This window comes from Cryobacterium sp. W22_MBD10_FK3 (genome assembly GCF_052113745.1).
Classification (GTDB): Bacteria; Actinomycetota; Actinomycetes; order Actinomycetales; family Microbacteriaceae; genus Cryobacterium.
Window position 1 is genome coordinate 1 of sequence record NZ_JBGQOH010000003.1, and the last position, 20,080, is coordinate 20,080.

Sequence of the window (20,080 nt, forward strand, 5' to 3'; positions counted from 1 at the left end):
CCGCTATTCGGGTGGCGCACCACCCGCACAGCGGCGCCTGACCCGCATAGCTCGGGGCACGTCGCGAGGCCTCGACACGCTCGACCAACGAGCCGCGGCCGGGCGAGCGGGGCCGGGCGAGCGGGGCCGAGTGGGGCCGGGCGGGGCCGGGCCGAGCGGCGTCAGGGCTGCAGGGCGAACATGGTGGCGAGGTCGTTGCAGGCCAGCTCGCCCACCTGGTTGAGGCGCTGGATGTGGCGGAGGGAGCCGGGGATATCGCCGTCGCGCAGGGCGTCGTGCATCATCGCGGCGGTGGCCTCCACCGTGACCGCGCCCACCATTGTGCTGCTCGAGCGGATGCTCAGCAACACCACGTGCGCCTCCTCGGCATCCGGGAACTGGGCCCCCAGCGCCGCGGACAACCGCTGCGACCGGCTGTGCCAGAGGTGCACGAAGTCGTGCACAAACCGTCGTTGCATGTCGCGGTCGCCGCCCATCTGGGTCAGCAGCGCGCGCAGCGCAGTGGCTTCGATGTGGGCGCTCAAACCTTGTAACCGCGGTGGCGCTTGATCAGGGTGAAGAACATGGTGAGGGTCTGCAGCACGGTGGTCACTCCCAGGATCGGCCAGCCGATCCAGAGAATGGTGGACTGGACAACAATTGGCAACTGCAACCAAATGAACACCAGCGCGGCCGCGGCGGCGAGTCCCACTAAGAGGGGCACGAGGTAGGCGTTGCCTGAGCCACGTTCCGCCTTGGCTTGCTCGGCCCAGTTGTCGACCTGCTTGTTGCTGGCGAACTTGGTCCAGGCGCGCACGAAGTGGCCGATGCGCACCCACATGTAGATCTCGGCGGGCAGGAACCCGATGGCGAAGACGATGTCTTTCCAGGTGCGGCTCTTCATCGACCAGGCGGTGCGGAAGTTCAGCAGGATGGCGATGACCGGTGGGATCAGCCAGATCGGGCTGAACACGAACGCGTTGATGGACAGGGAGGCGAACAGCAGGATGAAGAACATCACCCGGGTGAGCACGTTGACGACCATGGAGAAGTTCTCCAGCCAGCGCAGGCGCAGGTTGGGGTGGAAGGGCTGCCCCTTCGTGTCGCCGCGCTGACCGGGCCACATCAGTTCGATGGCGCCGAAGTTCCACTTGACCTGCTGGGCATCCAGGCCGCGCAGGGTGGTCATGCCGCCCACGTTGGCGCGGGCCTGGGCGCTGATCTTGGTGAGGTAGCCGGCGCTCTTGATCTGCAGCGAGAGCAGGGAGTCCTCCACCTCGCTGTCTTTCACCCACGGGGTGGCCTGGTGGCTGTCGACCATGACCTCGCGCAGCGCCTTAGTGGAGAAGATGGAGAACTGCCCGCCGAGAACGGCCATGTTGCGGCCGCGGAGCATGTTCTGCATGTTGAACGCGGCGAACTGGGCGCGCTGGCCGGCGATGAGGAAGCTGGGCATCAGGCCCTGGATGACGGTGTCGTCGATGCTGTAGATCGCCGAGATGCCGCCGACGCGGGTGTCCGAGGCGATCTCGGCCTCGAGCTGCTCCACGGCGTTGGTGGCCGCGGTGGTGTCGCCGTCGACGCCGAGGAGGAAGTCGCAGCCCTCGATGAGGGAGTAACCGTAGTTGAGCGCGCCGACCTTCTTGTCGGGGTTCACGCCGATGTCGTGCACGAACACCTCGGTGAACTGCATGACACCGTCGGTGACCACCTCGTGCGGGCCGGCGTACTCGCTGGCGATCTTCACGGTGTCGTCGGTGGTGTTGTTGACCACCACGTGGATGACGTCGGGCAGCCGGGTCTGGGCCAGCAGCGAGTCGAGCACGCCGGCGATGGAGTCCGCCTCGTTGTAGGCGGGAACGATGCAACCGATGGTGGGACGGAACGTCGGCAGGCCTTCGACCATCTCGTTGAACTCGTTGGCGTACGCCGCCTGCACCGGGTCGACGGCCGGTGTGGGCTTCAGGTTTTTGCTTGTCTCGGTCACAGTTGCAACTCTGTCAGGCAAATACCCGTTTGTGCCCCATTCGGGGTCAAGGTTTTCACAAGATATGCTCAAGAACAGCGCAGCAGACGCTCGCCACTGTGAACACCCCGGGGGGACCCATGCCGTCGACAACTCGCGCCCGCGTCACGGCACTCGCCTGTGCCGCCGCCCTCACGCTGGGCCTCTCGGCCTGCGGGCAGGCCCCGTGGGCCGGGCTCGATTCGAGCGCATCCGCCACCCCCACGTCGAAGCCCACCATCACGGCGATCACCAACGACCTGTCGACCGGGTCGGCTCAGCGCACGCTCACCGCCGGGGACGCCACCCTCACCGTGAACTACTCCTCGACCCTGAACATGGGCGAGTGGACCGCCGGCGCGAACAAGCCGGTGAGCTTCGCCCTCAGCGCCGCGCTGGGCACCGACGACGGCCAGGGGGTCTACCTGGCCAAGGTGACCGTGAATACGGCCGTCACCGGGCCCACCGGGCCGCTGGACCCGCCCGAGCCGTTCGTCGACCAGTCCGCCGTGCCCACGGGGTACTTCATGAAGGCGCCGTGGAGCTACGGCCAGACCTACGTGATGTCGGCGGTCGACCCGAGCGCCACCAGCGTGACGCTGTCGTTCACCTACGAACTGCTCATCCAGACCACGCCCACCTCGGCGGCCTACTCCAAGCAGACCGCGAGCGATCAGCTCACCATCGCGATCGCGCCCTAGGGCGCAACGCGCGGGCCGAGCCGCAAACGGCGCCCCTTGCGGAGTCAGCCCGCGGTGCGCGGCAGGGTGGGAGCAGACTCGGTGGCGACCTCGATGTCGTTGCCGCCGCGGTGCTTGACGACGTCGATCGCCCGCCCCGCCGCCTCGCTGAGCGCGGTGAGGTCGAAGCCGTGGTCGAAGGTGTCGGCGATGCCGAAGCTCGCGGTGAGGCGCACCTGGAAGGACTCCCCCAGCGGCCCGTCGACGAGGGCGTTCTGCATCCGTTCGGCGATGGCCATCGCCTCGGTGGCCGAGCCGACGGCGGCGAGGATGAAGAAGCGGCCGGCGGCCGGGTGCCCGATCAGCGACATCATCGGGGCACTGCCGCGCAGGGTGTCGGCGAACCGGGCGATGGCCTCGTCGCCGGCGACCCGGCCGAACGCCGTGTTGATCTCCGGGAGGTTGTCGATGTCGGCGCCGATCACGGCCAGGCCGAGCGCGGCCCGTTCGCCCCGCTGCAGGTGGTCGGTGGCCGCCTGCCGGAAGGACGCCCCGGAGAGCACGCCGGCGGCGGAGTGGATGCCCACGGCGATGTCGCCGACGGCGTTGCTGCCCACCCGCTCGGCGCGCAGGATCGACGCCGCGATGCAGGCGGTGATGATGAGCGCCATGTTGAGGATCGAGGTGGTGCCTGAGCTGAAGTAGGTGACGAAGGTGGCGCTGTCGACACCGTCCAGGAAGAAGGCGATGGCGCGGCCCGAGTAGAAAATGGCCACGACGAAGAGCACGATCGCGAAGATGCGCCCGTTCACGTTGCGCCGCATCCGGCCCCGCAACGCCTCGACGCCGCCCATGGCCCCCATCAACGCCACGCTCACCCAGAGCGGTCCGGCGCCGGCCCACTCGCCGCCGTCGGCGCCGGGCAGGATCGAAATCACGGCCACGACGGCCGCGAGGCCGCCCACCACGGCGAAGCCCGAGCTGCGGCCGTTGTAGACCCGGCTGCCCGACCAGAGCGCGCCGACGGCCACGACCAGAGCCGCATTGGCGAAGGTGATCGACCACCACGCCTCGGCGCTGACCAGGTACACGCCGTAGCCCACGGCCACCATGATGCCCGCCACGAACGCGAGGCTCCACAACCGGCCCGGAGGGTCGTTGCGATTGAGCGCGGTATTAAAGATGAATGAGACCCCGCAGAGAATCGTGATCAACCCGCTGATCATCTGCAGGGTGGGTCCGTCTAGTTGCATGCTGTCCCTCGTTGAGCGTGACCTACCACGATCAACCTCTGTTCACCGGGAGCGAGGCGATTGCCGTCGTTCCTTTGCCCTTGGTCGACTCTAGACGCAGATCGCCGCCGTGTTCGCGCATGATGTCCCTGCTGATGCTCAACCCGAGTCCGGTGCCGTGCACGCTGGAGCCCCGCACCGAGTCGGCCCGGTAGAACCTGTCGAACAGGTTGCCCTGTTCGTCTTCGCTCATGCCCCGGCCTGTGTCGGCGACCCGCACCTCGATGCCGCAGGGCACCTCCAGCACGGTGACGCGGATCTTGCCGGACTCCACGTTGTACTTGATCGCGTTGGAGAAGATGTTGTCGATCACCTGGCGCATCCTGAACGCGTCGGCGACGACGGTGATCGGGGCCAGTTCGGCGAGTTCGAAACGGATGTTGCGCTGTGCGGCGAGGGGCGTGGCCGACTCCACGGCCTCGGTGAGGATCGCGGACAGGTCGCAGGGCTCCACCGTGAGGGCGAGGCCCTCCTTCGACTCGCTGGCCGCGGTGAGCAGGCCGGAGACGATCTCGAGCAGCCGGTCGGAGTTCTTCGACGCGATCTCGAGCATGTGCCGGGTGTCGGGTTCGACCCGCTCGTCGTCGAGGGCGAGTTCGAGGTAGCCGAGGATGGAGGTGAGCGGGGTGCGCAGCTCGTGCGACACCGAGGCCACGAGGTCGTCCCTGGCCTGCACGGCACGCACCTCGGCGGTGACCTCACGGGTCACCATCACGCCGCCGTCGTAACGGCCGTTGTGGTCGTGGATGGGGCGGGCCGACACCAGCACCGCGGCCTGCTGCTGATCGGGCGAACCCAGCCATACCGTGACCCTGTCGACGGTCTCGCCGCGGATGGCGCGCTGGGTGGGCCGTTCGGGGCCGTTGAACGGGGTGACGCCGTCTTCTTTGTACACGATGCTCTGCAGGCCCACGCCGTCACTCACCCCGAACCGGGTGAGCAGGGCGCGCTGGGCCCGGTTCACGAAGTTGACCCGGCCGTCACGGTCGTAGCCGACCACGCCGAAGTCCACGGTGTTGAAGATCTCGTCGAGGGTCTGTTCCTGGCGCCGGGAGCGCTGCAGGGCGGCTTCGAACAGGCCGGCCTGCTGGGTGAGCAGCACCCGCTGCGCCACCGCCCGCCGGTTGGAGGTGTAGGTGACCGAGGCGACGAAGGCCAGCATGATCGTGACCACGGCCAGCAGGGGCGCCTGCGAGCTGGCGTACCCGGTGGCGTTGTGCGGGTCGTTGAAGAACTTCACCGGCAGCCCGGCCCAGAGCAGCAGGCTCGCGAAGATGACGCTGCCGGTGGCGCCGGCCTGACCGAAGTGGGTGGACATCCAGATCACCGGGAACACCAGCAGGAAGCTCACGCCGAGCAGTGGCTGCGCCTCGCGGGCCATGGCCAGCCCGACAATGTCGAGCAGCGGCAGCGTGACGATGTAGACCTTGGGCAGCCGGCGCCACGGCACCGCGGCGGCCAGACCGGTGGTGCCGAAGATGATCATGACGCCCAGGAAGTACAGCGGTTCCAGGAACATGGCCGGGTCGTTGGCCACCGTGACGGCTACCAGCAGCAGGGTGGCGGCGGCCAGCAGGAGCTGGGAGAGGAAGACGCTGCGCTCGACGCGCTCACGCACGCCGACTCGCGGCAATCTCAGACTCTGCTCGACCATACTGCGACCCTAACGTTTAGAGCGCGAGCTCGGTCACGGCCGGCGAGGGCAACACGGCGGCGGCTCCGAATTCTTCGAGCCTGGAGAGGGTTTTCTCGAAACTGCGCGGCACCCCGTAGTGGAATCCCTGGGCGCTGCGGATGCCCAGTGCGGAGAGGTGCGTGGCCATGGCCTCGTTCTCGACACCCTCCACGATCATCGAGTACTCGAGGTTGTCGCCGAACCCCTGCAGGGCGGTGAGCACCTCGCGCTGGCGCACGTCGTCGAGGTCGTCGACGAGGCTCTTGTCGATTTTAAGGATGTCCATCGGCATCCGCACCAGGGCGTCGACCGAGGAGTCTTGGGAGCCGTAGTCGTCGAGGGCGATCATGATGCCGATGTCGCGGAGGTGCTCGGCCTGCGCCCGCACCGCGGTGGACACCCGGGCCACGGAACGTTCGTTCAGTTCGAGGCAGAGCGAGATGCCCGGGTAGCGGTCGGCCAGGTCTTCGACGAAGGAGCCCACCCGCTGCGGCAGGATCTGGCCGGCCTCCACGTTGATGGTCATGCAGACGATGCGCGGTTCGATCAGCCTGAAGTCCGCGGCCGCGGCCATGGCCTTCAACGCCACCTGGCGGGTGAGCGCGTCGAGCCGGCCGAGGCTCTTGGCCTTCTCCACCAGCGACGGCGGCGACAGCGGGCCGAGCTCCGGGTCGGAGTAGCGCACGAGGGCTTCGAACGCCCAGATCTGCCCGGTGACCAGGCTCACGATGGGCTGAAAGGCCAGCTCGAGCAGGTCTTCGTCGATGGCGCGGGCCACGATGTCGTTCATCTGCGACGACCGGTGCCCGGAGATGTTGATGCTGCTCTCGTTGGCCGGGCCACCCCGGCGGCGGGACTTCTTGATGGCGAGCATGCTGCGGTCGGCGTCGCGGAGCAGCTGGTTGACGTCGGTCTCGCGGTGCGCGGAGTAGGCCAGGCCGATGCTGAGCACCGGGTTGATCACGGTGCCGCTGACGGGCAGCGGTTCGCTGGTGGCCTCCATGATGCGTTCGGCGAGCAGCTTGGCCTCGGCGAGGGTGGACAACCGGGTGAGGATGACGACGAATTCGTCGCCGCCGACCCTGGCGACCACGTCGTAGGGCCGGATCACGGCGCTGAGCCGGCGGCCGAGTTCGCTGAGGATCTCGTCGCCGGCCTGGTGGCCGTAGCGGTCGTTCATCCGCTTGAAGTCGTCGAGGTCGATGAACAGCACGGCCAGCGCCTCGGAGTAGTCCCGGTGATCGTTGATGTTCGCCAGGGCGTCTTGGAAGGCGCCGTAGTTGGGCAACCCGGTGAGCGGGTCGGTGTTGGCGCGGATGGTGAGGCCGCCGATGCTCTCCCTGGCGGTGAAGACCACGTCGGCGGTGTGCGCGAGGGCCGCGAGGGCGCGGTGGTCGTCGCGGGTGAACGGGTAGTCCATCACGTCGCGGCGGGCCACCAGGAACTGGCCGCCGAGCACGCTGATGGCCAGCGGGGCGTCGATCTCGCCGAGCCCGGCCGGCTCGTGGCGCACGCTGGCGGATTCGACGCCCACGGTGGCGGCGACGGAGCGCAGCAGCACGGCGGCGAGGTCGGTGCTGGTGCCGGCCGGGGCGATGGTGATGGGGCTGGCCTGGCCGCCGGTCTTCACGAAATGGTTGGTGGCGTTGAGGTCGATGACCCCGTCGACGACGCCGGCCAGGCGCCGCCGCATTGCCACGGCTCGCACGACCAGGATCGCGCCGGCGCCGATCACGGCGAGCGGCACCAGGGTGACCGCCACGGCCAGGGTGTCGGTGCGCTGGTCGAAGAACGGATGCGTCCACGCGGCGATGAAGGCGCAGAGGCCGGCGAAACCGCCGACGGTGAGCACCAGGCGCACGACGGAGTAGTGCCGTTCGTCGCCGCGACCGGCGCGGGGCATGTCGTAGCGGTGCCGGAGGGCCTCCACCGCGATGATCGCCAGGAGATACGCGATAGCCCCGGCGGCCGCGGCCACCGGCTCCGGGGCGAAGGCGTGCAGGCCGTCGTGCGCCGCCAGGAAGGCGGCCCCGCCGACACTCGTGAGACCGGCCGCGTAGACGGCGACTTCGGGGCGGTGGGCGCGCATCCACACCACGATCAGAACGCCCAGGGCGACCAGGCCCACCGCCGGCACCGTCTCGAAAACCGGTTTGAGGGCGAGCACGACCACGATGGGCAGGCTGATCATGGGGCTGAGGTGCGGCACCGGGCCCAAGCGCACGCGGGGCACGTCGAGGACGCCGGCGACGACCACGGCGAGCAGGGCGATCAACACGTGCTCGACGTTGCCGCTGAGCACCAGGTGGCTGAGGGCGGCGCCGATGAAAAACAGCGCGGTCGCCGCGAACACGCCGAAAGCCAACCGGCTCAGGGCCGTTGCTGCTTTGATCGTCTCCACAAGGTCTGACACTACTGGAGCGGACCGCGGCTTAGTGGCCGCTGGCGACTATCCGGCGGGTCGGTTGTGGGGTTGGTTGTCGGGTTGACCGGCTGATTAGCCGATGCGCCGGCCGGCGGGGCAGCTGACCCGCCGGCCAGGCGGGGTCAGGCGACGGCGCGCTTCGCGGCGATGAGCTCGGCGATCTGCACCGCGTTCAGCGCGGCGCCCTTGCGCAGGTTGTCGCTGCTGATGAACAGCGCGAGGCCGCGACCGTTCGGCACGCCGGGGTCTTGGCGGATGCGGCCCACGAAGCTGGGGTCGGCGCCGGCGGCCTGCAGCGGGGTGGGGATGTCGCTCAGCTGCACGCCGGGAGCGTCACTGAGCAGTTCGGTGGCGCGGGCCACCGAGATCGGCCGGGCGAATTCGACGTTGATCGACAGCGAGTGGCCGGTGAACACGGGCACGCGCACGCAGGTGCCGCTCACCAGCAGGTCGGGCAGTTCGAGGATCTTGCGGCTCTCGTTGCGGAGCTTCTTCTCTTCGTCGGTCTCGAACGAGCCGTCGTCGACGATCGCGCCGGCCAGCGGGATCACGTCGAACGCGATCGGGCGCTTGTAGATGGTGGGCTCGGGCATGCTCACACTCGAGCCGTCGTGCACGAGCTGGAACAGGTTGTCGTCGCTGGCCGCGGCGCGGATCTGGCTGGCCAGCTCCTGGGCGCCGGCCAGGCCGCTGCCGGACACCGCCTGGTAGGTGCTCACGATGAGGCGCTCGAGGCCGGCCTCGTCGTGCAGCACCTTGAGCACGGGCATGGCGGCCATGGTGGTGCAGTTCGGGTTGGCGATGATGCCCTTGACGGCCTGGTCGATGGCCTCCGGGTTGACCTCGCTGACCACCAAAGGCACCTCGGGGTCCATCCGCCAGCCCGACGAGTTGTCGACCACGGTGACGCCGGCGGCGGCGAAGCGCGGCGCCTGGGTCTTGGAGAGCGTGGCGCCGGCGGAGAAGATGGCCACGTCCAGGCCGGACGGGTCGGCCGTTGAGGCGTCTTCGACGACGATCCGCTCGCCCTTGAACGGCAGCACGGTGCCCGCGGAGCGCGCGGAGGCGAAGAAACGGATGCTGGCGACCGGGAAGTCGCGCTCCTCGAGCAGGCGACGCACAACGGCGCCCACCTGGCCGGTGGCACCGACGACGCCGATGTGGATTCCTGCGGTGCTGCTCACGTGGTGTTCCTAACTCAGTACTCAGTCGAACTCAGGCCGGGTGTTGCGCATAACTCCTGTAATTCTGCCCGTTCGCGGCCTCAGCGGGCCGAAACATCCGGTTTTGGCAGAAAGTGCAGGAGTTATGCCGCCGGAGCGGGGTTTGGGGGGTGGTGGGGGGCGGTGCCGGTGCTCGGCCGGAGGGTGCTCGCCCGGCCGGTGCTCGCCCGGAGCAAGTGGTACCAATGCGGACAAATGGTCCCGGCACACCGGGTGCAGATGTCCGCACGGGTAACAGTTGGCCGCCTCGCGGATGGCGCGGGGCCGGGCCCGTCCGGGTTGGGCTGGGCTGGGGTGCGCGGGTTAGCGGCCGGTGCCGCCGTGCACGACGGCGGGGTCGTCGCCGTCGAGGCCGAAGGCCGTGTGCACCACGCGCAGCGCCTGGTTGATGGTGTCGGCGCGGGTGACCACCGAGATGCGGATCTCGCTGGTGGAGATCATCTCGATGTTGATGCCGGCCTCGAACAGCGCCTCGAACAGCTTGGCGGAGACGCCGGTGTTGGTGCGCATGCCGGCGCCGACCAGGGCGAGCTTGCCGATCTGGTCGTCGTACTGCAGGCCGGCGAAGCCCACGTGCTGCTGCTCGTTGGTGAGCGCGGTGAGCACCTGCTGGCCCTCGGACTTGGGCAGGGTGAACGAGATGTCGGTGAGCCCGGTGGATGCCGCCGACACGTTCTGCACGATCATGTCGACGTTGGCGTTGGTCTTGGCGACGATCTTGAAGATCTGCGCGGCCTTGCCGGGGATGTCGGGAACGCCGACGACGGTGACCTTGGCCTCGCTGAGGTCGGCGGCGACCCCCGCGATGATGGGCTCTTCCACTGTCTCTCCATTCAATAGTGCGGCGGCATACGGGCTGGTGGTGCCCGGGTTGTAGACGATGGTGCCCGTGTTGTTGTTGAACGACGACCGCACGTGCAGGGTGACCCCGTGCCGGCGGGCGTATTCCACGGCGCGTATGTAGAGCACCTTGGCGCCGGCGGCGGCGAGCTCGAGCATCTCTTCGCTGGAGACCCGTTCGAGCTTGTGGGCGCGGGGCACGACGCGGGGGTCGGCGGTGAAGATGCCATCGACATCCGTGTAGATCTCGCAGATGTCGGCGCCGAGGGCGGCGGCCAGGGCCACGGCCGTGGTGTCGGAGCCGCCGCGGCCGAGGGTGGTGATGTCTTTGGTGTCGCGGTTGAAGCCCTGGAAGCCGGCGACGATGGCGATGGCGCCCTCGTCGAGCGCGTCGCGGAGCCGGCCGGGGGTGACGTCGACGATGCGGGCGGCGCCGTGCTGGGCATCCGTGATCATGCCGGCCTGGCTGCCGGTGAACGAGCGGGCGTCGTAGCCCATGCTCTTGATGGCCATGGCGAGCAGGGCCATGGAGATGCGCTCACCGGCGGTGAGGAGCATGTCGAGCTCGCGGGGCGCCGGGATCGGGGTGACCTCGTGGGCGAGGTCGAGCAGCTCGTCGGTGGAGTCACCCATCGCGGAGACGGCTACGACGATGTCGTTGCCGGCCTTTTTGGTGTCGACAATGCGCTTGGCGACGCGTTTGATGCTCTCGGCGTCGGCAACGGATGATCCGCCGAACTTCTGCACGATCAGGCTCACGTGGGCACTCCTGGCTTCCGGGTACGCGGAGACATCCCGCAGTCCCATCCTAAATGCGTTCGTATTCTCGGGCGTTCATGTGACGTTGTGGTTCGGGCGGATGCCCGACCTGCCGGCATCGCGCCGGCCCGTTGCCCGGGCCGGCCGGCATCCCGCCGCATCCGCCGGCCGCCCCACATCGCCCGCCCCACCTCGCCCGCCCGCCCATGACTGGCCCACTTTTGCTAGTCGGGAGCACCTGCGCACTAGCAAAAATGGGCCAGTCCTCGGCAGGGGGGGTGATGACTGGCCCACTTTTGCTAGTTGGCAGCACCTGCGCACTAGCGAAAATGGGCCAGTCACGTGGGTGGGGCGGGTTAGAAGGTGGTGACGCCCACGAGCAGGGCCAGGATGGCGAGGGTGAAGCCGGAGCCCCAGGTGCGGCTGGTGCGCTTGGCCGGGTCTTTCAGCGGCGGCAGCGTGGGCCAGCGCAGCACGGCGCCGACGGTGGCGGCGGCCAGAACCAGCACGAGGGTGTACCAGGTGAGGATGCTGACGCTCGACCAGTCCACGATCATGCGGCCGGCAAGCAGGAGCCCGGCGGCCATGAGGCCGTCCAGCACCAGCGCCAGCCGGTCCTTGGCCTTGCCGATCCGCGGCGACCAGGCCGAGATGGCGAACCCGCCGACGAAGCCGACGAGCAGGATCAGCGGGATCCAGGCGATCATTTGGTCTCCTCCAGAATCGTCATGGCCACGGCATCGGCGCTGGTGGCGGTGTTGCCCAGCACGACAACCGCCCGGTTCGCGTCACGGTCGAGCGCCATCATGCTGGCGAACCCTCCGGTGCCGCCGTTGTGCCAGGTAGCGGTGCCGTCTTCGGGCGCCTGGGTGAACCAGGCCAGGCCGATGAGCGGGCCATCGCCGGAGCCGCCCTGCGGATCGAGCACCGTGGCCGGGTCCACACCCAGGGCGGGGTCAGCGGAAAGCAACGCTTGGGCGTAGAGCGCCATGTCCGCGGTGGTGGAGCGGATGCCGCCGGCGGGGGCGTACGCGTTCAGGGTCCAGGCATCCGCGGGTCGACCGGCGGCGGTGAAGCCGGTGCGCGCGTTGTGGGCGAGGCCGTCGGTGGTGACGGGCAGCGACGTGGCATCCATGCCGAGCGGCTCGAAGATGCGGCTCTGCAGCAGCTCGGCGTAGTCGCTGCCGGCCGCGGCGGCGAGGGCCTGGCCGAGCAGGGCGACGCCGAGGTTGGAGTAGGCGACGGTGCCGCGGTCGGTGAGTGCGGAGGCCTTGGCGTGCTCGGTGAGCGCGGCGAGGTCGTAGGGGTAGGGGTCGCTGCCGCGGTAGCCGCTCCACAGACTGGTGACCAGCGCGGGCACCGTGGTCGCGATGCGCGGCAGGCCGGAACGGTGGCTGCTCAGCTCGGCGAGGGTGACGTCGGCCGCGGCGCTGTCGCCCAGGTCGAGGTAGTCGCCGACCGGGGCATCGAGGGTGACCTCGCCGCGCTCCACCGCCTGGGCCAGCAGCAGGGCGGTGAAGGTCTTGGTGATCGAGCCGATCTCGAACTCGGTGTGCTGGTCGGCGCCGAGGCCGGCGTAGGTGGCGCCGTTCTCGTCGATGAGCACGGCGGCGAGGGTATCGCGGGCGCCGGGCTCGAGCGTGGCGGCCTCGGCGAGGCTGGCACTCAGAGCCGCGTCTCCGGTGCCGGCGGTCGACAGGCTGGGTGGGCGCGGGGCGGCGAGCACGCCGGCGGCGAGAACCAGGGCGGCCGCGCCGGCGGCGATCCAGCGGATGCGGGTGGAATGATTCATCAGATACCTCCTGCGGCGAGAATGACGACGAGCAGCGGCACCACGCGTTCGGGCGGGATGCCGTAGTGGCCGCGGGCGGTGGAGTACACCCAGCCGGCAGCGATCAGCTGGTTGACGTGGTGATAGACCTGCCCGGTGGTGCCCAGGCCTTCGAGCGCGGCGAGCTCGGCTACCGCGACGGTGCCGGTGGCAATGGCCTGCAGCAGCCGCAGTCGCACCGGGTGACCGAGGGCGGTCAGGGCGGATGTGGTGCCGGGCCGGCCCCAGTCGCGGGCGAGCAGGTCTTCGGTGGTGAGGGCGTATTGCCAGTCGGCCGCTCCCCCGCCGGGCAGGGTGACACTGCCGGTGTAGAGCACCGCGCCGGGAGCGGCTACCTGGGCCTTGAGGGCGTTGAGGGCCCAGAAGACGTCGGAGCTGTCGGTCGGGGCCGCGGGGACGGCGGTTGGGGCCGCGGGGACGGCGGTTGGGGCGGCGGGGACGGCGGTCGGGGCCGCGGGGACGGCGGTCGGGGCGGGAGACATGCTGACGGCACGTTCCAGCGCGTCGACGCGTTCGCGCAGCCGTGCGAGTTCGTGCGCGTGGTCATCCAACGTGGTCATAAAACAAGTATTACGGATTTACTGAAGTTAATCTACGTAAATACATAGATGCGCGCGCACAGGACATGACTGGCCCGTTTTTGCTAGTTGAGGCACCCTCTGCACTAGCAAATCTGGGCCAGTCCTGGACTGTGGGTTCGGCCGGGTGGTCGGCAGGGCTCGACCACGGCTCTCGCGACCGCAACTGGTGCCAGAGCGGACAAATGTTGCCGGCGCACCAGGTGCAGATGTCCGTTTGGGCAACAGTTGCGAGAATCTGGGCGTGGCAAACGTGACCGGGTGGGGTGCGGGATGCGCGCGTCGAGCTTCGCGTGCAGGCGCGGTGTGCGCGCCGGCGGGTTGGCTCGCGCCGTCGGGTTAGCTGGTGACGGTGCGGCGGCCCTCGAAGGCGCGGCCCAGGGTGACCTCGTCGGCGTACTCGAGGTCGCCACCCACGGGAAGGCCGGACGCGAGGCGGCTGACCTTGATGTCGAGGGTGGTGAGCAGGCGGGAGAGATACGTGGCGGTGGCCTCGCCCTCGAGGTTGGGGTCGGTGGCGATAATCACCTCTTGCACGGTGTTGTCGGCGAGCCGCGTCATCAGCTGGCGGATACGCAGGTCGTCGGGTCCGATGCCGTCGATGGGGCTGATCGCCCCGCCGAGCACGTGGTACAGGCCCTTGAACTCGCGGGTGCGCTCGATCGCGACGACGTCCTTGGCCTCTTCGACCACGCAAATGGAGGTGGGGTTGCGGCGCGGGTCACGGCAGATCATGCAGGTGTCCTGCTCGGAGACGTTGCCGCAGATCTCGCAGAACTTCACCTTGTCGCGCACCTCGAGCAGCACGTTCGCCAGGTGGGTCACGTCGAAGTTCTTGGTCTGCAGAATGTGGAACGCGATGCGTTGCGCCGACTTGGGGCCGATGCCGGGCAGGCGACCGAGCTCGTCGATGAGTTCCTGAACGATGCCTTCGTACATTTAGTTATCGTTCCTCTGTCGCGAGATCGGGTCGTGCGGCTGTTCCTCGATGAAGGTGGCGCCGAGAATCTCGCGCACCACGGCCTCGCCGTAACGCTGCTTCTCCGCGAAGGCCGGCGAGCGGCGGGCGGGGGCGCCGCGCTGGCTGGCCGGGGCGGATGCGGTGGGCGGGGTGGGAGCGGATGCGGTGGCGCCGGCGGCCGGCGCCTGGCCGGGAGCCTGCTGGCCGGGAGCGTTCTGCTGGCCGGACTGCTGGCGGGGAGGCTGCTGCGTGGCCGGCCGGGTACCGCGGGGGGCTTCCGGGGGTGCGGCGTACTGCTGCGGGTCGGGCGGCAGGTCATCGTAGGGCGGTGGCTCCTCGTCGAACGGCGGCTCGAAGTCGGGCTCTGGTGCGTAGTCGTACGCCGACTCGGCCTGAGCAGACTGGGCGGCGGATGGCGCTGACGACGATGGGGTGCCGGCCGGGGCTCCGAGGGCGGTGTTCGCACGAGCGCCGACGGGAGCGCCGGCGGCTGCACCGCGCGCGGGTGCACCTGCGCTGGCGGGCGCACCGGTGGCGGCACCGGCGCTGGCAGTCGCACCGGCGCTGGCGGGTGCGCCGAGCGCGGGCGCGACTACGACGGGTTCGCCGGCGAGGGTCTCGGCGGCGGCCAGGGCGGCCGCGGATCCGGGGATGACCACGGTGGCCCAGCCGGTGGAGCTGGTCGGCGGGGCGAGCGTGGCGGTGGCGGTGCCCGTGGCCGTCGCGGTGCTTGCGGCCGAGGAGGCGCCGGTGGGCGAGGAGGTTGAGGCGGCCGACGGCACGGTGGCCGGGCCGGAACTCGCGGGAGCGTCGCCGGACGGGGTTCCGAAGGTTGAAGAGCTCGCTGGCGTTGAGGCGGCCGAGGCCGCGGCTGAGCCAGCCGGGGTCGAGCCAGAGCCAGCCGGGGTCGAGCCAGCCGAGGCCGAGCCAGCTGGCGTCGAGCCCGCCGAAGCCGAGGTCGAGCCCGCCGAGGCCGGCGTCGAGCCAGCCGAGGCCGGCGTCGAGCCAGCCGAAGCCGGGGTCGAGCTCGCCGGGGCCGGCGTCGAACTAGCCGGGGCCGGCGTCGAACCAGAGGACGCCGCGTTGAACGGCGCCGCGTTGCCCTTCGGCGAACCGGCAGGCGTCGTGGACGCCGGGGCGACGGTCGCCGAGGCCGTGGCGGGGGCCGAGGCCGCGGCGGGGGCCACGGGCGCGCCGGAGGGTGCCGAACCGGCGCCGGCGGCGGCGAAGGTCTCGGAGTCGGCTCTGGCGATGAACTTCACGCGCAGGCCGAGCACCCGCACGATCGCGCCGCGGAGGAACTCGCTTACACCTTGGCCGGGGGCCTGCTGAGCCTTGAAGCCCTGCATGTCCTGCTCGCTCGGGAAGGAGAGCACGAGCACGTCTTCGCCGCGCAGGTCGAGCACGCGCGCGGTGTAGACCACGAGCCAGGCGCTGAGCTTGACCTCCTTGACAGCCTCGAGAATCTGCGGCCAGGCATCCTTGATCTGCGCCAGTGTGACCGGGCCGACCTGCACGGGCGCTGCTGGCGCCTCCGCGACGGGTTCGACGGTATCGGGCGCGGACGCGCTCGCGCCGGCACCAGACGCAGCGCCGGCGGTGCCGTCGGTTGCGCCCGATGCAGCAGAGCCAGCGGATGCGCCGGCGTCGACGGGCGAGCGGGATCCGGCCGTCGAAGCGGCTGCCGCAGCGGTGTCATCGGATGAGGAGGCCGGCGACGTGCCGGCGGACGAGGTGCCGGCGGACGCGGCGGCTGGAACCGGCGCGGGCTCCGCGGCCGGGGAACCGGGCACGCGGGTGGCCCAGCCTCCGCCGGCCGGAGCGGTCGAAGCGAGCGCAGCGGGCGCAGCCGACGGGGCGGCGGGCGCGTTGGCTGCGGGCGGCGTTGCTGCGCGCGAGCCGGCGGCAGGGGCGACGGCCGGGATGGCCGCGGGGGCGGGCGCTGAGGTGCGCGCGGGCGGGGCGGCGGCGGCGGGTGCGGACGCATCCGCGGTGCCGCCGTCGACACCGATGCGGCGCTCGAGCCGCTCGACGCGGGCGAGGGCGCCACGGGTCGAGTCGTCGGTGGCGGGGATGAGCACGCGCGCGATCATGAGTTCGAGGTGCAGGCGCGGTGAGGTGGCGCCGGTCATCTCGGTGAGGGCGGCGTTGAGGATGTCGGCGGTGCGGGAGAGCTCGGCCGGACCGAACTTGGAGGCCTGCACCTGCATGCGGTCGAGTTCGTCCTGCGGCACGCCGCGGAGCACGGCGGCCGCACCGGCGGCGCTGGTGGCGGCCACGATGATGAGGTCGCGCATGCGCTCGAGCAGGTCTTCGACGAAGCGGCGCGGGTCTTGCCCGGTCTGGATGACGCGGTCGACGGCGTCGAACGCGGCCGAGGAATTGCGGGCGGCGATGGCGTCGATGGCGTCGTCGAGCAGGGTGGCGTGGGTGTAGCCGAGCAGGGCCACGGCGCGTTCGTACTCGATGGCCTCGGTCTCGGAGCCGGCCATGAGCTGGTCGAGCAGCGAGAGGGTGTCGCGAGGCGAGCCGCCGCCGGCGCGCACCACGAGGGGCAGCACGCCCGGCGCCACGGTCATGTGTTCGCTGTCGCAGAGCTGCTGCACGTAGTCGAGCATGGGCGCGGGCGGCACCAGCCGGAACGGGTAGTGGTGGGTGCGCGAGCGGATGGTGCCGATGACCTTCTCGGGCTCGGTGGTGGCGAAGATGAACTTCACGTGTTCCGGCGGCTCTTCGACGATCTTGAGCAGCGCGTTGAAACCCTGCGGGGTGACCATGTGCGCCTCGTCGAGGATGAAGATCTTGTAGCGGTCACGGGCCGGCGCGAAGATGGCGCGTTCACGGATGTCGCGGGCGTCGTCGACACCGTTGTGGCTGGCTGCGTCGATTTCGACAACGTCGAGGGAGCCGCTGCCGTCGCGGGAGAGCTCGACGCAGCTGGGGCAGACGCCGCACGGGGTGTCGGTGGGGCCCTCGGCGCAGTTGAGGCAGCGGGCCAGGATGCGCGCGGACGTGGTCTTGCCACAGCCGCGGGGTCCGCTGAAGAGATAGGCATGATTGACCCTGTTGGTGCGCAGGGCGGTCATGAGCGGATCGGTCACCTGGGACTGACCGATCATTTCGGCAAAAGTCTCTGGCCGGTAACGGCGATACAGGGCGGTAACCACGAGGTCAATCGTACTTGCTGCCACCGACAGGCCGGATGGCTCCTACACAGGGGGCGCGGCATCCGGTGTGGATGCGGCGGGGTCGCGCGGCGTGCGGGCGGCGGCGTGCGGCACAGGACGGGCGGCGGGGCGCAGTGCAGGACGAGCGGCGGCGCGGCGCAGAACGAGCGGCGGCGCGCGGCGCAGGCACAACTGTGCCCGCTGCGGACATGTGCACCCGGCACACCGGGTGCAATTGTCCGCACGGGGAACAGTTAGGGCGCGGGACGCGGGGACCCCGGGCAGCCGGCGGCGGGCCCAGCCGGCAGCGGCTGGTGACCCAGTTTTGGAGGGACATCGGGCAGCGGTGGCGAACACAGAAAGGTCACAGACTGTTGACAGGATGCCGATCTAGTCGCCATACTCGCAAACATGTTTGCGTAAACATGAGCGTGTCACACCGTTGTTTGCGTAAACAGCCCCTGCGGGCGGCTGTTTTTGCTGACCGCGTTTCCAATGGAGGAAAGGTCCACCCATGACAAAGTCGTCAGGGCGCAGACGCGCACTTGCCACGACCGTAGTACTGGCGCTCAGCGCCACCGGCCTCGGGGCGGGTGTGGTGACGGCGTCACCGGCCCTCGCAGCAGCCCCGGCGGCCACCCCTCTCACCATCACCCCCAACCCCGCTTACCAGAACGAGGAGTTCGAGGGCTGGGGCACCAGCCTGGTCTGGTTCGCCAATGCCACCGGGGACTACCCCGCAGACGTGCGTCAGGACCTCTTCGACAAGGTCTTCGGCGAAGACGGCCTGAACCTCAACATCGCCCGCTACAACATCGGCGGCGGCAACGCCAGCGATGTGCCGGCCTACCTGCGCGCCGGCGGCGCCGTGGACGGCTGGTGGAACCCCGACCTGGCGGCCAGGGACACAGACGGTGCGATCACCTCGAACTACGCAGACCGCGACCGCTACGCCGCGGCCTGGAACCCGGACGACCCCCAGCGCGGCCGGCTACAGGTCGGCGTCGGCCGACTCGGCCGCCGTGCTCGTGGTGAAGGCTGCGGATCCGGGCACTGACCCGGGTACCGATCCGGGGACTGACCCGGGTACTGACCCTGGTACCGACCCGGGCACTGATCCGGGTACCGACCCTGGCACGCCGGGCACGCCGGGCACGCCGGGCACGGCTGGCACCCCGTCGGCCGGGTTCGTCTTCGCCAACGGTGATGGTGCCGTCTACTCCGACGGCGCCGTGCTCACCCGCGGCCAGAAGGTGGCGGCGGCGCTGACCGGAGCCTCGGCGGGCGCCACGATCACCTTCGAGCTGCAGTCGACCGTGACGGTGCTCGACTCCGGCGTGGTGTCAGGGGCCGGCGCGCTGGCCCTGGCCGGTAGCATCCCCAGGGATGCGGCGCTCGGCGCCCACCACCTGGTGCTGTCGATGGGCGGCACCGAGCTCGCGAGCATCGCGGTCACCGTGGTGGCCGACCCCGATGCGGCCGGGTCGACAACCGGGCAGCTCTCGAACACCGGTGTCGATCTCCCGCTGGGGCTGCTGCTCTCGCTGGCGGTGGCGCTGATGCTCGGCGGCGCGGTTCTGGTCACGCGACGGGTGCGTCGCAGCTAGGGCTCACACCGGCAGAGGAAGCCACGGGGGCAGGTCGCGCGATGCGCGGCCTGCCCCTTCTGCGCGTCCGTGCCGAGTCGCGCCGCTGCGCGCCGGTGCGGCGGGTGCCGCGGGCGCGACGGGTGCGACGGGTGCGACGGGTGCGGCGGGTGCGGCGGGTGCCGCGGGTGCGACGGGTGCCGCGGTGCAACTGTGCCCGAATCGGACATTTGCACCCGGCACACCGGGTGCAGAAGTCCGTTTGGGGAACAATTGCCGGCGTCGGTCAGGGATCGACGCGGCTGGAGTCGTCGTCGAAGAAGATCGCCTCCACGGGCTTCTCGAAGAGTCGGGCCAGCCGGAGCGCCAGCGGAAGGCTGGGATTGAACCGGCCCGCCTCGATGGCATTGACGGTTTGCCTGGATACCCCGACGCGGATGGCCAGGGCCTCCTGCGACCAGCTCCGTTCGCGCCGAAGCACCTCGACGTCGTTCCTCACACTGTGGCCTTCGCGGCGGACCTCGTGATTACCGCGTAGCGCACCCAGAAGTCGGCGACGAGCACCACGACCAGGCCGATCAGCACCCAGCCGGGATTGGTCTGGGTCGGAAAGACGACGAGCAGGCATCCCACCGCGAGGGTGAGGATCAGCAGGTCGATGAAGGCTTTGGCCTGGGCCTGAACAGCCGCCTGGCGCTCGAGGCTGTCGGGGGCCGCGGTGCGCTCCCGCCGCTCGATGCGCCTGCGGAGCAAGTTGATACCCAGGCCGCCGCCCACGATCAGGAGGAACTGCAGAACCGTGAGCCCAAAGCTCACCCAGGGCGCCGCATCCGCCTCTCGCGCCACGCCGCCGAGCCGGCCCACCGCTCCGCTGATGACGACGAACACGACGATGTAGGCGACGTAGGGGAACCGGACCTTCATAGCGAACTCCTGACCTGGTTAGGAACCAGTAAAGGTTACTTTCCACCCGTGTGGAAAGCAACCTTTACAGTTGCCGAGGCGCGCGGGCAGTCACCGGCCACGAAAGCGGTCATGTGGTTGCCTCAACCCTCGCGATGCAACCACTTCCCCGCTTT

The 20,080-nt window shown here is 69.8% G+C and carries 17 protein-coding genes; 3 read left to right on the plus strand and 14 right to left on the minus strand.

The features are described from left to right. Nucleotides 1-161: 161 nt before the first annotated feature. Complete coding sequence (locus tag ACEN2M_RS04665) at nucleotides 162-524, minus strand: hypothetical protein (RefSeq protein ID WP_441646975.1); 363 nt, start codon at nucleotides 522-524, stop codon at nucleotides 162-164. Next, the gene (locus ACEN2M_RS04670) at nucleotides 521-1,966 is read right to left on the minus strand and encodes a glycosyltransferase family 2 protein (RefSeq protein ID WP_441646976.1); all 1,446 of its coding nucleotides are present in this window, start codon (nucleotides 1,964-1,966) and stop codon (nucleotides 521-523) included. The genes ACEN2M_RS04665 and ACEN2M_RS04670 overlap by 4 nt, the downstream gene beginning before the upstream one ends. A 119-nt stretch (nucleotides 1,967-2,085) precedes the next feature. On the opposite strand from ACEN2M_RS04670, the gene ACEN2M_RS04675 reads away from it, so the two are divergent. Further along, nucleotides 2,086-2,685, plus strand: coding sequence for a hypothetical protein (locus tag ACEN2M_RS04675; RefSeq protein ID WP_441646977.1), 600 nt, complete (start codon nucleotides 2,086-2,088; stop codon nucleotides 2,683-2,685). Nucleotides 2,686-2,729: 44 nt separating this feature from the next. On the opposite strand, the gene ACEN2M_RS04680 is transcribed toward ACEN2M_RS04675, so the two are convergent. The 10 genes from ACEN2M_RS04680 to ACEN2M_RS04725 all read right to left on the minus strand — a co-directional run bounded on the left by ACEN2M_RS04680 (nucleotide 2,730) and on the right by ACEN2M_RS04725 (nucleotide 17,415). Then, on the minus strand, nucleotides 2,730-3,917 hold the full coding sequence (locus ACEN2M_RS04680) for a GGDEF domain-containing protein (protein WP_441646978.1): 1,188 nt from the start codon (nucleotides 3,915-3,917) through the stop codon (nucleotides 2,730-2,732). 31 nt (nucleotides 3,918-3,948) lie between these two features. Next, nucleotides 3,949-5,610, minus strand: coding sequence for a sensor histidine kinase (locus tag ACEN2M_RS04685; RefSeq protein ID WP_441646979.1), 1,662 nt, complete (start codon nucleotides 5,608-5,610; stop codon nucleotides 3,949-3,951). A gap of 16 nt (nucleotides 5,611-5,626) precedes the next feature. After that, the gene (locus tag ACEN2M_RS04690; protein ID WP_441646980.1) at nucleotides 5,627-8,044 is read right to left on the minus strand and encodes a putative bifunctional diguanylate cyclase/phosphodiesterase; all 2,418 of its coding nucleotides are present in this window, start codon (nucleotides 8,042-8,044) and stop codon (nucleotides 5,627-5,629) included. A gap of 134 nt (nucleotides 8,045-8,178) precedes the next feature. Continuing rightward, a complete protein-coding gene (locus tag ACEN2M_RS04695; protein ID WP_441646981.1) occupies nucleotides 8,179-9,240 on the minus strand; it encodes an aspartate-semialdehyde dehydrogenase in 1,062 nt (353 codons plus the stop codon). A gap of 342 nt (nucleotides 9,241-9,582) precedes the next feature. Further along, nucleotides 9,583-10,878 carry an aspartate kinase gene (locus tag ACEN2M_RS04700; RefSeq protein WP_441646982.1) on the minus strand — a complete coding sequence of 432 codons (1,296 nt, stop codon included), beginning with the start codon at nucleotides 10,876-10,878 and terminating at the stop codon, nucleotides 9,583-9,585. A 356-nt stretch (nucleotides 10,879-11,234) separates the two neighbouring features. Next, a complete protein-coding gene (locus ACEN2M_RS04705) occupies nucleotides 11,235-11,585 on the minus strand; it encodes a hypothetical protein (RefSeq protein WP_441646983.1) in 351 nt (116 codons plus the stop codon). Then, on the minus strand, nucleotides 11,582-12,670 hold the full coding sequence (locus tag ACEN2M_RS04710; protein ID WP_441646984.1) for a serine hydrolase domain-containing protein: 1,089 nt from the start codon (nucleotides 12,668-12,670) through the stop codon (nucleotides 11,582-11,584). The genes ACEN2M_RS04705 and ACEN2M_RS04710 overlap by 4 nt, the downstream gene beginning before the upstream one ends. Next, nucleotides 12,670-13,269: an ArsR/SmtB family transcription factor gene (locus tag ACEN2M_RS04715; protein WP_441646985.1), complete on the minus strand. Its 600-nt coding sequence runs from the start codon at nucleotides 13,267-13,269 to the stop codon at nucleotides 12,670-12,672. Before ACEN2M_RS04715 ends, ACEN2M_RS04710 begins: the two co-directional genes overlap by 1 nt. A 357-nt stretch (nucleotides 13,270-13,626) precedes the next feature. Next, nucleotides 13,627-14,226, minus strand: a complete 600-nt coding sequence (gene recR / locus ACEN2M_RS04720; RefSeq protein WP_088455142.1) for a recombination mediator RecR — start codon at nucleotides 14,224-14,226, stop codon at nucleotides 13,627-13,629. Further along, entirely contained in the window at nucleotides 14,227-17,415 is a 3,189-nt protein-coding gene (locus tag ACEN2M_RS04725) for a DNA polymerase III subunit gamma and tau (protein ID WP_441646986.1), read from the minus strand. It lies immediately after the preceding gene. A 514-nt stretch (nucleotides 17,416-17,929) separates the two neighbouring features. Here ACEN2M_RS04725 and ACEN2M_RS04730 point away from each other — a divergent pair. Next, a complete protein-coding gene (locus ACEN2M_RS04730; protein ID WP_441646987.1) occupies nucleotides 17,930-18,472 on the plus strand; it encodes a hypothetical protein in 543 nt (180 codons plus the stop codon). Then, the gene (locus ACEN2M_RS04735; RefSeq protein ID WP_441646988.1) at nucleotides 18,438-19,022 is read left to right on the plus strand and encodes a hypothetical protein; all 585 of its coding nucleotides are present in this window, start codon (nucleotides 18,438-18,440) and stop codon (nucleotides 19,020-19,022) included. The genes ACEN2M_RS04730 and ACEN2M_RS04735 overlap by 35 nt, the downstream gene beginning before the upstream one ends. Nucleotides 19,023-19,287: 265 nt before the next feature. Here the strand turns inward: ACEN2M_RS04735 and ACEN2M_RS04740 are convergent, their stop codons facing one another. Both ACEN2M_RS04740 and ACEN2M_RS04745 read right to left on the minus strand, forming a co-directional pair. After that, a complete protein-coding gene (locus tag ACEN2M_RS04740; RefSeq protein ID WP_441646989.1) occupies nucleotides 19,288-19,500 on the minus strand; it encodes a helix-turn-helix transcriptional regulator in 213 nt (70 codons plus the stop codon). Continuing rightward, nucleotides 19,497-19,925 carry a hypothetical protein gene (locus tag ACEN2M_RS04745; RefSeq protein WP_441646990.1) on the minus strand — a complete coding sequence of 143 codons (429 nt, stop codon included), beginning with the start codon at nucleotides 19,923-19,925 and terminating at the stop codon, nucleotides 19,497-19,499. Before ACEN2M_RS04745 ends, ACEN2M_RS04740 begins: the two co-directional genes overlap by 4 nt. Nucleotides 19,926-20,080 lie beyond the last annotated feature (155 nt).

Bases quoted from the DNA above. Each gene is read 5' to 3' on its own strand.
- ACEN2M_RS04675 (WP_441646977.1), top strand. From the start codon at position 2,086: ATGCCGTCGACAACTCGCGCCCGCGTCACGGCACTCGCCTGTGCCGCC.
- ACEN2M_RS04680 (WP_441646978.1), bottom strand. From the start codon at position 3,917: ATGCAACTAGACGGACCCACCCTGCAGATGATCAGCGGGTTGATCACG.
- ACEN2M_RS04685 (WP_441646979.1), bottom strand. From the start codon at position 5,610: ATGGTCGAGCAGAGTCTGAGATTGCCGCGAGTCGGCGTGCGTGAGCGC.
- ACEN2M_RS04705 (WP_441646983.1), bottom strand. From the start codon at position 11,585: ATGATCGCCTGGATCCCGCTGATCCTGCTCGTCGGCTTCGTCGGCGGG.
- ACEN2M_RS04710 (WP_441646984.1), bottom strand. From the start codon at position 12,670: ATGAATCATTCCACCCGCATCCGCTGGATCGCCGCCGGCGCGGCCGCC.
- ACEN2M_RS04715 (WP_441646985.1), bottom strand. From the start codon at position 13,269: ATGACCACGTTGGATGACCACGCGCACGAACTCGCACGGCTGCGCGAA.
- recR (WP_088455142.1), bottom strand. From the start codon at position 14,226: ATGTACGAAGGCATCGTTCAGGAACTCATCGACGAGCTCGGTCGCCTG.
- ACEN2M_RS04730 (WP_441646987.1), top strand. From the start codon at position 17,930: ATGACAAAGTCGTCAGGGCGCAGACGCGCACTTGCCACGACCGTAGTA.
- ACEN2M_RS04745 (WP_441646990.1), bottom strand. From the start codon at position 19,925: ATGAAGGTCCGGTTCCCCTACGTCGCCTACATCGTCGTGTTCGTCGTC.